Origin of the sequence: Chamaesiphon sp. OTE_75_metabat_556 (genome assembly GCF_031378165.1) — a bacterium.
Lineage (GTDB): Bacteria > Cyanobacteriota > Cyanobacteriia > Cyanobacteriales > Chamaesiphonaceae > Chamaesiphon.
In genome coordinates, this window is the sequence record NZ_JANNDR010000191.1 from 1 (window position 1) to 14,317 (window position 14,317).

The following is a 14,317-nucleotide window of genomic DNA, read 5'->3' on the forward strand; positions in this document are numbered from 1 at the left end:
CCCACTTCATCATTTGCAAGTTGGATGCAGTAGATCCAACTTGCTGAAGAATCATTAGTAGAGCTTTTTGACGATGTAACACGTTATTTGTTGTGCCCAAGTATAGATCGTTTGTCCTATTTTATCACATAATAGCTCCCACAAGCTGTTTCAGTCTTAAAAACCATGTAAGAAATTTTGCGACATTAATACCGGAGAATCACTTCAAGTATTTTACTCGATCTATTTGCAGTGTCAGTTATTCAATTGATTCCCCAGATTATTGAGGCTCTATCTCAGTATATAGATTGGGATAGTCTTGGGATTCGATCGATCGGTTAGTTGTTCGATCGAGTCTTCAGATGCTTGAGATTCGATCTCGTGATGTGGCTTAGGATAAGCTGGGGATTCGATCGATCGCATCGCAATAACCCAAGCCAATCAAGGATAATAGACAAAAGCCCCAGAGGATAACTAAATCATGGACTGGAAAACATATATTCATTCAGATCCCAAAATTCTGATTGGAAAGCCTGTAATCAAAGGAACTCGGCTATCCGTTGAATTCATTCTCGGACTATTTTCAGAAGGGTGGACAGAACAGCAGGTTTTAGAAAACTACCCAACACTGAACACTCGATCGATCCAAGCTGTAAGAAAATGGATCTTTGATGTTGATTACCAGCGTTGGGATGAGCAAATAGAACGAGATATCGCAGAAGGGAAACTAGAAGCTTTAGCAGAAGAAGCGATCTCTGAATTTAAAGCAGGTCAATGTCGAGAAATCTAATATTGATACAATAGCCCATAGTGTTATGAGCAATGAAATTAACGAGTTAGAAGATGAATTACGCTCTGAATATGACTTTGCTCAGATGCAAGGAGGCGTAAGAGGTAAATACGTTCAACGATACCAATTAGCACAAGAGGAAGAACCAATTCTAAAAGCTGGCGCAACTTATGAAGTTTGGTCGCCTCTCGATTCTCATCAAGCCGCTCATAGACTGGCTCAATTATTAGAATTAGAATAATCGATAGTTAGGCAGCAAAGCGAAGAATTTCAACTTCGGCATTGCGATCGATCGATCTTTCCGCACGATCGAGAACTGCTGCTGTTGTACTTTGACTGAGATAATACTCACCGCAATTTTCACAAATATCAGCAGGTACATCTTTGAGAACAATAATGCAATTATCCCGTTCTAGCGTAACGTTAACAGTTCCAGTGTAAGTAGTTCCATGTTTGCAAAGGACACATTTCATCGATTTATTTCCTAACACTAAAGTTATTTTCCCAGATTGCTGGATCTGGATTGTAAGCAGTGATAACGTAAATTACATTTGTCGATTCATCAATTGAATAAACGACGTGAATCGGACAAGCATCTATAAAATCTAGCACCAGGTAACTAGCAAATGGAGTATCGTCTGGATATGATTCAATAATTGTGCCTCGATCGACAGCAATTTCGACTTCTGCTTCAGATATTCTTCGCGCAAACATCCGTCTGACTGCATGGCTTGAGAAAATGAGAGTGCGATCGATCACTAGTCTGAATACTACTGTTGTTAAATGTTATTTTAGTCGATTTGCTTGATTTGCATTCCCTGCATCTAGTACAGTTAAAACATCATAACTCTTTGCCCTTAGTCTTGTTACTACTGGTAACGGAAATTGCTCGTCAGCATATGACGCTATCATATAGGCTGCCTCATTTGCCTCGATCGCTGCGTTAATTTCATCAGGGAACGCATCAGCATAAACCCACGCATGATAAAGATCCGTTGCAGTAAGCTGAGGATATGCTTCAAGGATTTTTAGATCGCTTGCGCCCATCCGTCGGTACTCAACCAGATCCCAGACAGGTATTCTAGTGCCAGCAATACAAGCATCGCCGCCCACAACTCCAGGCTTTTTAATAATTCCAGTCCCCGAATTAGTTAGATTTTGGATAAGTACCTGAAGTATTTCGGTCTTTTCAGAAATAGGTAGTGCTAGAAGCTGCGTCTGGAGTTCTTGAGCGTCCATAGATAATAGAGATCTTAGAGTTATTTCGTTGGCGTACTTTTACCAATCCGTGCTAATTTTTGAGCGTATAACTCTCGATCGAGTTGAGCTTCTATTTCGGCTAGTTCTTGGTTAAATTCGGCGATTTCTCTGCGGGTTTGGCGAAGACTTTCGATCGATCTTATGCGAGTGGCAAGATCTGGGATTTGTGGACTACTCATTTAGGGAAGGCTCCAAGTCAAGAGGATTTCTTCGATGCTCCGCTGCCATGCTGGAATTCTAGTTTCGATTCGTCCTTTAGACTCCATTACCAACCTGGCTAGAGCGGCAGATATATCTGGTTTGGCAGTTGCTACCTTCAATTGTAAACTACTAAGCCGAGTGAAGGCATCACTTGCTTCTTCTGCAACAGTCTTCAGTTCGGAGAGAACTACCAATGTTTCTTCTATTTCACCAAACCTCGTAAATAGTTTCCATTCAGTTTTGCTGGCAAGATCGATCGTTGCTAGGCATTGAGCCTTGACCAGAGCAATACTAGCTGAAGTGTCTGGAGATAGTGTCGCCACAAGCAGTTAGGAACTCTAAGATTATAGTTGTATTTTACTACATAAAGTTACCATGACAATCGGTTTGCAAGGTCATTCATTTGATATCAAGATTGAGCTATGGTTTTTTCAATTCAAACTTGTCTTCAGTCCCCTGCGAATAATCATTGAGATTCAGATCTTTAATTGTCTTAGCCAATCTTTGATATAGTGCTGCTTTCACTTCCAACCCTGCTGTTTCTTTGCGCATTCCTACAATTACCAATCGGCGTTGGAGCGAGTTTCCTTGAGCATTGCGCTGACAATTATCGCGTTTAAATTGACCGAGATTGAGCACGGGGTACTCTTTCACTGCAAATAATTGCTTGACAAGTTGGTCTTGAATTGTTTTGGCGCGATTGAATGCGCGTAATTCTTCCTCTGCGCTGCTGCCTTCACAAGATGCCGTGCCGAGAGCAACAATCCGGTTGGGATTATCCATAATTTTAAAGATCCCTTGCTTTTCCAATTCCTGTTTGAGCACGGAAAGTGGCAAGGATGTGGTTGTGCCCTTGAGTTTGACTTGACTATCGGAAGCCAATTGCCATTCATAGCGATCGCTCAATACTGCCATATTAATCTCAGCCGAATTGCCACGACGGTCTTTGGCCGTTAGATACGGATAGTAGAGGACATCACCAATTTTTTGAGGCGATTGCGGCGGCTCGATCTTGGCTAATGGTAGCGGACAAATGCGATTGTGTCCGCCAAGTTGACATGCAATTTGGTCTTGATTGGCATAGGCGACCATACCTGTAGTTAGGAGCATAGCGATGGCGGTACCAGCCATCGCTTTCAATCGCCAATTATTGACTGGCGGAGCCGCTAATGCCTCAATAATGCACGAAATCGATTGATGGCGATCCTGAACTTCATTCATCACCATTCGATCGATCGCTGTTGCCAGTTGCTCGTCGTCAATCTGGCGTTCTTGTTTGGCTAATTCCTGCCGCCACGTCCATTTATTGCTCATGAAATCATACAACCGATCGGGATTGATATCGGTCAGCAAATGGATGCAGGTCGCCCCTAGCGCGTAGATATCGCTGGCTGGATAGGCAACTCCCGCTCGAATCTGTTCGGGTGGCGCATAGCCCATCGTGCCGCCAGTCGTCCCTCGCGACATTACCGTACTATTGAGATGTTTGGACATGCCAAAGTCGATCACTACCAATTCGCCATTTTTGCGCCGCATGATATTTTCCGGCTTGATATCGCGATGGATCGTCCCGCGATCGTGGACGAATTTGAGAATTGGTAATAGATCGTCCAATAGCTGCCGGATTTTGGCCTCTGAATACGCCCCATGTTCGTCTAGCTCCTTGAGCAAATTTTGGCCGTCGATAAACTCTTGGATCAGATAAAATCGCCGCTCTTGCTCCAAATAAGCGAACAATTGGGGGATATGTGTAGATTCAACACCCAACCTGTCTAACTGCGCCCCTTCCCGTTGAAACAATTCGATCGATTTTTCAAAAGCTTCGGGATCGTCTAATACTTGTGGTGCTGGGAAAAACTGCTTGATCACGCAGCGTTTTTCTTCTGGCATGTCGGTATCGACTGCCAAAAAGTTGCGACTCATCCCGCCACTATCCAGAAAGCTTAATGCTCGATAGCGACCTTTCAGGAGTAATTGGCTGCGACAAGCTTTGCAAATTTTTTCCTCATGATGATTCTGGGGCGCAGGACAATTGGGGTTGAGGCAATAGCTCATGGCTGTGTATAGATGAGGATGCACTATATATGAATTCTAGCTCAATGCTACAGTCAAGATCGTCGCCGGATCTAAGCAAGTTCGGCAGACCCGATCAAGTCGGTGAAATCGATCGGGTTGGTACTACAACTGGAACCGCAACATCCACTCGATCGATCTCCTGAGTTAGTTATCGCTAAACCTGATGATAAATCTCCCCCAAACACGAGATAATAGATGGGAATCAGTCTGCATCATAATTTGCTGACAACTGTTTACCGATCGCTATTATATGCCCCAAATTCAGTCCCTTTTTGATTGGTTTGCCGATCGTCAGAAAACTAGCCCCAGCATTCAGCAGCAACAGGAGCGGGAGATTGCTGATGGATTGTGGACGAAGTGCGAAAAATGTAACGCGATTGCCTATACCAAAGAACTGACAGCCAATCAAATGGTCTGCCTCGAATGCGGACACCATAAGCGCGTATCTTGTCACGAACGGATCGCGCAACTGATCGATGCGAATACCTGGCTGCCCATGGACGAAAGGCTCCAGCCGACCGATCCGTTGAAATTTCGAGATCTCAAAGGTTATAGCGACAGGTTGCGCGACACTCAAGCCAAAACTGGCTTGATCGATGCCGTCCTCACCGGATCGGGCAAAATTGAAGGATTGCCAATGGCCTTGGGGGTGATGGACTTCCAATTTATGGGTGGGAGTATGGGATCTGTCGTCGGTGAGAAACTAACGCGCGCGATCGAGTATGCCACTGCCCACCGGATGACCGTCGCGATCGTCTGTGCTTCGGGCGGTGCCAGAATGCAAGAAGGGATGCTCAGTCTGATGCAGATGGCCAAAATCTCTGGTGCCCTCGAACGTCACCGCGAAGCCCGCTTGCTCTATCTACCGATCCTCACCAATCCCACTACTGGCGGCGTGATCGCGAGCTTTGCCATGCTCGGCGATCTGATTCTCGCCGAACCCAAAGCGACGATCGGATTTGCGGGCAGACGCGTGATCGAACAAACCCTGCGCGAAAAGCTACCCGACGATTTTCAGACCTCCGAATACGCCCTGCAAAGAGGTTTTATCGACAAGATCGTGCCCCGCACCCAGCTCAAGCAGACCGTGGCACAGTTGATTCGGTTGCATCAGGTTAGTGGATAGTGAAAAGTGGATAGTGGATAGTTTGGGAGAGGAAAGAATCGATTTTTGATTTTGAGAACGCAAGCGTTCTCGTCTTTCACCATACACGAACCACTGTCTTGAAAAGGTGCTCTACATGGGGAAACCCCTGTTCCCGCACTTTTCGCTATCCACTATTCACTGATTGTAAATTTTTCTTTACTTTATGAGGAGAAAGGGCGAACTCTGAGCCGAGATAATGAGATGATATGGGTAATATAAGATAGCTGTGGCTTTGGTCTTGAGTTTAGCTGTGTTGTGTAATTATCATCTAATTTAAAGTTATCTTTTCGAGGGAGAATCATGTTCAAGCGATTCCTGTTGCTGGCTGTGGCAACCATATTGTTTGCATTCCAAACCTTAGTTACCAGTGCTAATGCCATCGAACTCGATGCTGCAACCCGCACAGTCAAATTAAATTCGCAGGGTGAGACCGTCACCCTCAATCTCAAACAAGTCAACCAAGGCAGACAACTGTTTGCTTCCACTTGTGCCCAATGTCATGCTGGTGGCGTCACCAAAACTGATTTTAACGTCGGTTTGAGTCCGGTAGATCTATCTGGAGCCACACCCTCGCGCGATAATATCGTGGCATTGGTGGACTACATGCATCATCCCACTACTTATGATGGTGAAACTCCGATCGCTGAGTTGCATCCCAGTATGGATAGTGCTGACATTTTCACAGAGATGAAAAACCTCTCTGAGAATGATATGTATGCGATCGCCGGACATATCCTGATGCAGCCCAAAATCGTGGGCGAGCAATGGGGCGGTGGTAAAACAGTTAGATAGTAACTAGTGGCTGAAATCTCGATCGGTCAGATCTGGCATTTGGCAACGGATGTAATCATCGATCGAGCCAGAAAGGGTAGTTGTTGAGGTAAGTACCAACTGCTAAGGCAGTTGCCAAATTGTTAAATTTTCAATACAGATAAGTACTTTTACTACTCACTACCCAGGCATTTGGTTACAATAATGTGTTGATAGTTTAGGTTTATTAATTTTAGATTAGAGAGGAGAACCGTTTTGAAGAAGCTGATTTCGATTTTTACCCTAGTATTTACATTGTGTTCGATCGCTTTTAGCTCGCCAGCTATGGCTGCGGAAGTGGCTAACGGAGCCAAAATCTTTAGTGCTAACTGTGCGGCTTGTCATGCTGGTGGTAACAATGTGATCATGGCCAACAAGAATCTCAAAAAAGAAGCGTTGGCAGAATACGGTATGAACTCGGTAGCTGCGATTACTACTCAAGTAACTAATGGTAAAAATGCCATGCCGGCTTTTGGTGGTAGACTCAGTGCCGCTCAAATCGAAGATGTAGCTTCTTATGTCTTGGCTCAATCTGAAAAAGGTTGGTAGTCGATTAGACTGGTGACTCCTGACTGGTTGACTAGTCCGAAGGCATCAATAATTGTGGCTGGTAAGTGCAGATGGTCGATCGAGAAATTGCTTATGTGATAAGTTATTCTCTATCGCGACTCGGTACTTACCAGCCACTTGTTATTTGAGAAAGATGCTAGATATCAACAAAGTTGCCAAACAATTACCAGGCATCGGCCAGCATTTAGTTCGGGAAAATACTGCCAACCAGCAACGATTGCAACTAGCCACGACATCTCTTCAGCAAGCGATCGATCGCCAAGTCGAGCTAGCCCAGATCCAGCAGCAGTGGAGCAATCGGCTGTTTTTTAATACCTCCATTCCCGTCGAACCCCTCGATACCCGCATCGATATTGCCGCGCCACCAGCTCAACAAACCGTCCTCGCTACTGACGGCTCGCAGATCGCCCCCAGTCATCATGAAATTGCCTATTGCTACCTGATCAATGTCGGAAGAGTGATGATTCATTATGGGCAAAATTTGCACCCATTGCTAGACAGCATTCCCGAAGTTTTTTATCAACAGTCAGATTTGTATATTTCTCGGCAGTGGGGAATTAGTACCGAAGAGTGGCTGGGTTATCGGCGGGCGGTGTCGGAAGCGACAGTCTTGGCCGAATTGGGCTGTAACTGGGTTGCCCCACCGTTTGGGTTTGATGACAAGGTCGCAACAGATCCGCACCCCATCCAGCCGCGCGTACCGACCTTAGCGATGGTAGATGGCTCATTAGTCTACTGGTTTCTCGAACAATTACCGACCGATGCTCGCGAACAAATTCTCAATCCGATTTTAGCGGCGTGGGAAGAGTTGCGAGTTGCAGGCATTCCGTTCGTCGGTTATCTGAGTTCGTCGCGGAGTATTGACAATCTCAATTTGCTGCGGTTGTTGACTTGTCCGCATGATGTGCCAGATTGTCCGACTCATTGTGCCGATGCGACTAAATTGCCCTGTCAGCAGTTTGAGGGGGTGCGGGATACTACCTTGTGGAATACACGGCTAGCTCCAGGACAGCGGAGCTGTTGGTGGCAGAGTACCGCCAAGATCTTGGATTGGTATGACGATCGCCACAAGGTGTATTTTTGCTATTTGCATGTTGGCACCGAAATCGCTCGCATTGAGGTACCTGCTTGGGTGGCACAAGATGAGGCATTAGCGGGGATGGCGTTGAGTTTGATTATCGCTCAAGTCAATAAAGGCTATGGTTATCCGGTCGCGCTGGCGGAGGCTCATAATCAAGCAGTGGTGCGTGGTGCCGATCGATCGAGCTTTTTTGCGTTGCTCGAACAGGAATTGATTAAGACGGGATTGCGGAATATTGGCACGTCTTATAAGGAAACTCGCAAACGTGGCAGCATTGCTTGATTAGAGGTGTGAATTCAGGGTTGAGGATCGCCAATTAAATACTTGTAATAAGCCGAGCTGTAACGATATGTACTTGTGCTTGGTGGCTGTTTCTAGTGAGGACAGAACCCGGATCTGGGGGTTCCGACCCCCAGTCCCCCCCTTGAGGAGGCGGGACGCGTCTTGAACCAAACACATGCGGAGGAAACCTCCGCGTGTTTTGGGTCGCCGCCCCATCAAACTCCCCTGCGTAAGGTTCGATTTGCGAGAAGCGGGGCGCGCTTCGCCTTAGCTCCGCAATGGGAATCGATCTGTGGGTGGAGTTTCTCGATTCTCCAAGGAGAGGCTATCGCCAACGAAAATTCTTATCCCAAATTTATGTTAAATAGCGATCGCCATGATGAGCCGATCAAGATCGCTCTGCTCAACCGATAAGTAATTTTCGGTTGGGTTTGTTTTTTCTGGGTGAGTTCTGGGAACAATATTGAAGTGGGGATCGAAAACAGGTCGAATATGACTATTGATTTGGCATCGGAGGCTTCAGACAAAGTGGGCAATGGCGATCGATCGAAAATGCCATGCAGCTTCCTCGTCCAAAAATTTAGCGATCTCGATCGCACCCAAATTACTGTTCTTTCTCTACCATTAATTATTAGCATTGACTAGAAAATAATGTTGGATTTCACTCGATTTAATTTAAGTATCTAGTTTTTAGCAATTATCGATCGATTTCAAATATTGATTGTATCCAAATATTAGGTGTAGAGCCTCAAAGCAATTTTTAGTGGGTTGATGGTAAAAAACAATGGTTCAAAGTAGCGAAAGAGCGGCAGGGCTGAGTTTTAAAGATTTAATTCTTAAATTAAAAGAGATTAAGTCGCAGTCTTTTAGCGGCAATTTAATCGTCAAGGTCGAACCAGATCTGAGCTGGATCTTGTCCTTTCGGATGGGAAGAATCGGCTGAGTGGGTGGTGGTGTCGAACCAATTAATTGTTGGCAGCGCAATCTGACTTTGGCGCAACTCGATTTGCCAGCAGATAAATTAGCCGAAGTCAATAATCCCAATCAAAGTACCTTAGATTCAAATATTCTGGCAGAGCTATTAGTTGTCGAGCTAATCGATCGCCAACAATGTGCGGAGTTGGTCGCGAGAATGACTGTCGAAAACTTATTCGATATCATTCAGTTCAGTCAGCGGAGTGGCAATCAGCTCTCCTATCAACTCACCCAAACTGGTGCGGGCAATAGCCAACTAAATTTGGTATTACCCTTACTGGAAATCGATCCGATTTTGACTAGAGCGATTCAATCCTGGCAAGAATGGTCGAATGTGGGATTAGCGGCTTATGCACCCAGTTTATTTGCGATTGTGTCGCAGTCGCTGGATCTGTCACGATTGGCTGACAATCCGAGCTTACACAAGATCGTCCAGGCGATCGATGGGCACAAATCGCTCCGCAGTTTAGCCGTTCGGCATCGTCAATCTGCTATCAATTTCACCAGTGTTTTACTGCCCCTGTTGCGATCGGGATTCATCAATTTATCGGCTTTACCGCTGTCGAAAACCGAGCGGACGGGTAATCTCGATCCCAGCAGTAAGTCCTTAAGCGATCGCTTTAGTAGCGAAATCGGTCAACCGGCTAGTCCGGTGGTGATTACCAAGCCAGCCAGCAGTTTAGAGAGTCCCTTGATTGCTTGTATCGACGATAGTATCTTGATCTATCAATCTTTAGAACGGATTCTCACCGAACATAAATTCCGGTGTTATGGCGTGCAAGATCCGCTCAAAATCATGCCGAGCTTGATTAGAAACAAACCAGATTTTATCTTTTTGGATTTATTAATGCCCATTACCAATGGCTATGAAGTATGCGAACAAATTCGGAAAACTCCGAGCTTAAAGCATATCCCCGTCATCATTTTGACGGGTAAGGATGGCCTGATCGATCGGATGCGATCGAAGATGGTGGGGGCGACTGGATTTCTGGGTAAACCAGTCCAGGAAGAGGCCGTTTTAAAAATGATCGAAAAATATCTTGTTGGAGTTAGTGAATAGTCATGAGCCAAATTTTAATTGTTGAAGATAGTAAATTAGAAGCCGACAAACTCAAACGCTGCTTGGAAGGCCAGGGGTTTTCGATCTTGGTCGTGACTAGTGGTGAAGAAGCTGAGATTCGACTCAAAACTTTCAAACCAAATTTAATCGTCCTCGATGTGATTTTACCTGGTGAAAGTGGGTTCGAGTTATGCCGCAAGCTCAAGACTGAGCCAGCCACTCAAAGTATTCCGATCGTGATTTATTCTACCAAGGATAAGCAGATCGATCGGACTTGGGGCGACATGAGCGGGGCTGATGCTTATTTGAGCAAAACTGTAGACGAACCGACGCTATTACAAACAGTCAATCGGTTAATTGGTTGAGCTGAGATCGTGAATTATAAGTTATGAGTTATAAATTATGAATCAAATTATCAATCAGGCCGCACCCCTAATCGATCAACTCCCAGCTCGACAACTTGAAGATCGCGAATTAAGCCAAAGATTTCTTGGCTTTACGATCGGCGATAGTGTCAATGCGTTAATTCCCTTGGTGGATTTGCAAGCCACAATTAAGATTTCCTTGTCGGAAATCCTGCCAGTGCCCCAAATGCATGAGTCCTTACTGGGGATTATTAATTATGGTGGTAAAGCTACTTGGGTCTTGGATCTAGCACATCTAATGGGCGGTTCTGGTTATCTGAGCGCGCCAGAGTTATCGACTGGCATGGGAATGTTATTTCAGGTGCAACATGAAACAGTCGCCCTATTAATCGAGCGGGTCGGCACGATCGAAACCCACGCACTCCAAGCATGTTTGCCGATTAGCGATCTGATGTTTAGCGATCGGATGCGCTTGTTTTTATCAGGTTATTTTATCGATGCCGATCGCCAATCACGAGTTGTCGTCGATCTCGATCGCGTGATTAAATCGATTCGCTAAGAGTTCCAACTAATTGCTAGTCAAAATCCCAGCTAGCACACGCACAGATCGCCAGATATTAATTAGCAGATCGAGATTTATTAATTCTTAATTCCTATTGCATATGTTAAAAAATCTCTTTAGCTCCCCAGGAGATCGATCGGATCAAGCAACAGAATCGCTCAACCCCAATATTCCATCACCAGAGTCACTTCAGATGTCTAATCAAGATCGCAATACCATGACTAGCACCAACGCCAAACAACAACTATTATCTCTGCTCCAAGAAACTCAAGCTAAACTCGAAAGCTCCAATAGTGCGGGTAGCGAACCGCTGCGTCAAAATCTCCGCAAAGCCCGCGAATTAGCTGGTTTCTTGACTACCCCCAGCAACACTGCAGCAGCTCCAGTAGGAACGGCTAGCATCAATGCCGATAAAATTCATCAAGTCGCTACCAAAATCAGACAAGCTCCATCACCGATGGCGGCATTCACTAGTGCAGTTGCCGATATCAAAGCATTGCTAAATGCCGATCGCGTCCTGATTTATCAATTGACTGGGGCGAGCATGGGTCGATCGATCGCCGAAGCCGTTCAATCGGGCTTGACCCCCACCCTGAATACCGAAATCCCCCAAATTGGTTTTGGGTTCGAGCAATTCACCGATGATCGATCCCAACGGGTGATGGCGTTGATTAATAGCGAAACCAGCCCTTACCAAAAGCAAATTTTAGAACAGTATCAAGTCCAGGCGACTGTCGCCGTACCGATTCTGATCAACGGTTACTCGGCAACTACCGATAGCTACAGCTTGGGTCGGGTCTGGGGTTTATTGGTCGTCCACCAGTGCGATCGCCCCCGGACCTGGACAGAAGCAGAAACTGCTTGCCTGTCCCAATTATCATTAGAACTGACGCTGGCTGTCCAGCCCAATCAACCCCTGTTGCAATTATCCCAACGCCGCGATTTATTAGCCGCGATCGAGATCGAAGCACAGGAAGTAATGCAAGCCACACTGGATCAGATCCGCCACAACTTGCAGGCAGATCGAGCGATGGTCGTCGCTTACAATCCAGACTGGAGCAGTAATGTCATCGCTGAATCCGTGGGCGTCAACTGGGCGAAAGCTGGGACATCACTCGATTTGGATTACTCGATTACCGGCGAGAATTTCAAGCCTTATTACGTCGTCAATGATATTGAAGCCAAAGGATTCGATCGCTGCTTATTAGAATCCCTCGAACCATTGCAAATGAAGGCGTACATCGTCGTCCCCGTCTTGAAGAACAACCAACTGGTCGGGATGTTGGGCGTCTACCAAAACTCCGGCGCACGCAACTGGCAAGAATCCGACCTCCAGACGATGCTCGACTATGCCAAAACATTTAGCTTCCCGCTCCAACAAACTACCAGCCGCCGCCTCGCCCAATTCCAGACCAAGAAAATGGAAGAACGCCTCCAACGGGAACGCGGACTCTCCAAACTCCAAGAGCGGCTCCGCAGTGCTAAAGATGAGAAAACTGTCTTCCAGGTCGCGACTCAAGAAGGACGCAAACTCCTCGAAACCGATCGGTTAGCGATTTATCAGTTCGATGCTGATTGGGGCGGTCGCTTTATTGCTGAATCTGCCGCCCCTGGTTGGGTAGACTTGATCGAAACCGTCCATATCGTCCAAGATACTTTTCTCCAACGGACGCAAGGCGGTCGGTACAAAGACGGCGAATGTTTTGCTGTCGATGATATCTATACCGTTGGCCACCAAACTTGCCACGTCCAACTGCTCGAACAATTTGAAGCTCGTTCCTACATGCTCGCGCCGATCTTTGGTGCCGATCGCAAATTATGGGGACTGATCGCCGCCTATCAAAACTCCGGCGTCCGCAAATGGCAAGAGGAAGAAATCGAAACCCTCCGACAAATGGGGCTACAAGTCGGGATTGCGATGGAGCAAATCGACTATATCAAACAACTCCAAAAACGTGCCGATCAAGAACAAACCATCAACCGGATTTCCGAGCGCATTCGCCAATCTTTAGTCGTCGATGATGTCTTCGCCAGCGTCGTCCAAGAGATCCGCCAAGCTTCCAAAGCAGATCGCGCTGTCGTCTATGAGTTTAATGAAGATTGGAGCGGTCAAGTCGTCGCCGAATCCGTCGGTAGTGGCTGGGTGTCGCTATTAGTCGAACAGAAGAAAGATGAAGTCCTAGCTGGCAACCGGGCGACCAGCGATCGCTGTATCCTGCGGAAATGGGCGCAAAAAGATATTACCGAAGAAGATACCTATCTCCAAAGCACCAAGGGTGGTAAATACGCCAAAGGTTCTAAGTCTACGGTTGTCAATGATATCTACGCCAGAAATTTCCCCGATTGCTACATCCAATCGCTAGAGAAATATCAGGCGAAAGCTTATATCCTCGCCCCCATCTTCAAAGGTGGCGTGCTGTGGGGTTTACTCGGTGTCTATCAAAACGATGCCCCCCGCGTGTGGGATGTCTCCGAATCCTCCGTCATCGAGCAAGTCGCCCTCCAAATCGGCGTCGCCTTGCAACTAGCTGAATACCTCGACCGGGTGAAAACTCAAGAACAGGAGTTATCCTCGATCGTCGATCGAGAACGTGCTAACCGTCAAGAATTGGAATCCGAAGCGCTGCGAGTCCTCAAAGCGATCGCCCCCTCCTTCCGAGGTGACTTGACCGTGCGTGCGCCCCTATCGGAAACCGAAATCGGGACGATCGCCGATGGTTACAATACCACCATTCAGAGCTTGCGCGAACTAGTCCGCCAAGTCCAAACCGCCGCAACCAGCGTCAGCAGTACCTCTAGCGAAAACAACCTGCTGGTCAATAACCTCTCCGCTCAAGCGCAACAAGAACTCGAACAGCTCGATCGCGCCTTGATCCAAGTGGACTTAATGGCAGCTTCGAGTAAAGAAGTCGCCGACTTCGCTCAAGAAGTCGAACTAGTGGTTCAATCCGCCAACCGGCTGCACTGACCAGCACAGTTGGAATTAAGCCAACCTATGGAAGAGTGAGTCGTTATGGAATCGTAGCCTTTGACGATCAGGAAAATGTGTTAAGTCTGGAGGAAAAACCCGCAAAACCAAAATCGAATTTTGCCGTGCCAGGTATTTATTTTTACGACAATCAAGTTGTAAAGCATGCTGAAGCGGTAAAGCCTTCTGCG

At 46.5% G+C, this 14,317-nt stretch carries 17 protein-coding genes and 2 pseudogenes; 13 read left to right on the top strand and 6 right to left on the bottom strand.

Translation table 11 applies throughout. The annotated features are described in order from the left end of the window. Positions 1-460: 460 nt before the first annotated feature. A pseudogene (locus RMO27_RS23785) lies at positions 461-634 on the top strand (DUF433 domain-containing protein); the annotation flags it as partial. A 160-nt stretch (positions 635-794) separates the two neighbouring features. After that, entirely contained in the window at positions 795-1,010 is a 216-nt protein-coding gene (locus RMO27_RS07885) for a hypothetical protein (RefSeq protein WP_309731083.1), read from the top strand. Between the two features lie 7 nt (positions 1,011-1,017). On the opposite strand, the gene RMO27_RS07890 is transcribed toward RMO27_RS07885, so the two are convergent. The 6 genes from RMO27_RS07890 to RMO27_RS07915 all read right to left on the bottom strand — a co-directional run bounded on the left by RMO27_RS07890 (position 1,018) and on the right by RMO27_RS07915 (position 4,285). After that, positions 1,018-1,242, bottom strand: coding sequence for a type II toxin-antitoxin system MqsA family antitoxin (locus RMO27_RS07890; protein ID WP_309731084.1), 225 nt, complete (start codon positions 1,240-1,242; stop codon positions 1,018-1,020). A gap of 4 nt (positions 1,243-1,246) precedes the next feature. Continuing rightward, positions 1,247-1,528 (bottom strand): DUF4258 domain-containing protein, encoded by a 282-nt coding sequence (locus RMO27_RS07895; RefSeq protein ID WP_309731085.1) that lies wholly within the window; start codon positions 1,526-1,528, stop codon positions 1,247-1,249. Positions 1,529-1,555: 27 nt separating this feature from the next. Beyond that, complete coding sequence (locus RMO27_RS07900) at positions 1,556-2,008, bottom strand: DUF433 domain-containing protein (RefSeq protein ID WP_309731086.1); 453 nt, start codon at positions 2,006-2,008, stop codon at positions 1,556-1,558. Positions 2,009-2,028: 20 nt separating this feature from the next. Then, complete coding sequence (locus RMO27_RS07905; RefSeq protein ID WP_309731087.1) at positions 2,029-2,208, bottom strand: hypothetical protein; 180 nt, start codon at positions 2,206-2,208, stop codon at positions 2,029-2,031. Then, on the bottom strand, positions 2,209-2,553 hold the full coding sequence (locus RMO27_RS07910) for a hypothetical protein (RefSeq protein ID WP_309731088.1): 345 nt from the start codon (positions 2,551-2,553) through the stop codon (positions 2,209-2,211). Positions 2,554-2,650: 97 nt separating this feature from the next. After that, complete coding sequence (locus RMO27_RS07915; protein ID WP_309731089.1) at positions 2,651-4,285, bottom strand: serine/threonine-protein kinase; 1,635 nt, start codon at positions 4,283-4,285, stop codon at positions 2,651-2,653. A gap of 271 nt (positions 4,286-4,556) precedes the next feature. Between RMO27_RS07915 and accD the strand changes: the two genes are divergently transcribed. The 11 genes and pseudogenes from accD to RMO27_RS23790 form a co-directional block, all read left to right on the top strand. Next, a complete protein-coding gene (gene accD, locus RMO27_RS07920; protein ID WP_309731090.1) occupies positions 4,557-5,432 on the top strand; it encodes an acetyl-CoA carboxylase, carboxyltransferase subunit beta in 876 nt (291 codons plus the stop codon). A gap of 321 nt (positions 5,433-5,753) precedes the next feature. Then, positions 5,754-6,245: a photosystem II cytochrome c-550 gene (gene psbV, locus RMO27_RS07925; protein ID WP_309731091.1), complete on the top strand. Its 492-nt coding sequence runs from the start codon at positions 5,754-5,756 to the stop codon at positions 6,243-6,245. Positions 6,246-6,479: 234 nt separating this feature from the next. Further along, positions 6,480-6,812 (top strand): cytochrome c6 PetJ, encoded by a 333-nt coding sequence (gene petJ / locus RMO27_RS07930; RefSeq protein ID WP_309731092.1) that lies wholly within the window; start codon positions 6,480-6,482, stop codon positions 6,810-6,812. Positions 6,813-6,966: 154 nt separating this feature from the next. After that, positions 6,967-8,196 carry a DNA double-strand break repair nuclease NurA gene (locus tag RMO27_RS07935; protein ID WP_309731093.1) on the top strand — a complete coding sequence of 410 codons (1,230 nt, stop codon included), beginning with the start codon at positions 6,967-6,969 and terminating at the stop codon, positions 8,194-8,196. 492 nt (positions 8,197-8,688) lie between these two features. Continuing rightward, positions 8,689-8,841, top strand: coding sequence for a hypothetical protein (locus RMO27_RS07940; protein ID WP_309731094.1), 153 nt, complete (start codon positions 8,689-8,691; stop codon positions 8,839-8,841). 139 nt (positions 8,842-8,980) lie between these two features. Further along, complete coding sequence (locus RMO27_RS07945) at positions 8,981-9,139, top strand: hypothetical protein (RefSeq protein WP_309731095.1); 159 nt, start codon at positions 8,981-8,983, stop codon at positions 9,137-9,139. Next, complete coding sequence (locus RMO27_RS07950) at positions 9,140-10,231, top strand: response regulator (RefSeq protein WP_309731096.1); 1,092 nt, start codon at positions 9,140-9,142, stop codon at positions 10,229-10,231. Between the two features lie 2 nt (positions 10,232-10,233). Continuing rightward, positions 10,234-10,596, top strand: coding sequence for a response regulator (locus tag RMO27_RS07955; protein WP_309731097.1), 363 nt, complete (start codon positions 10,234-10,236; stop codon positions 10,594-10,596). Positions 10,597-10,633: 37 nt separating this feature from the next. After that, positions 10,634-11,155 (top strand): chemotaxis protein CheW, encoded by a 522-nt coding sequence (locus tag RMO27_RS07960; protein ID WP_309731098.1) that lies wholly within the window; start codon positions 10,634-10,636, stop codon positions 11,153-11,155. A gap of 103 nt (positions 11,156-11,258) precedes the next feature. Further along, positions 11,259-14,126, top strand: coding sequence for a GAF domain-containing protein (locus RMO27_RS07965; protein WP_396133640.1), 2,868 nt, complete (start codon positions 11,259-11,261; stop codon positions 14,124-14,126). A 44-nt stretch (positions 14,127-14,170) separates the two neighbouring features. Further along, positions 14,171-14,317: pseudogene (locus RMO27_RS23790) on the top strand (sugar phosphate nucleotidyltransferase); the annotation flags it as partial.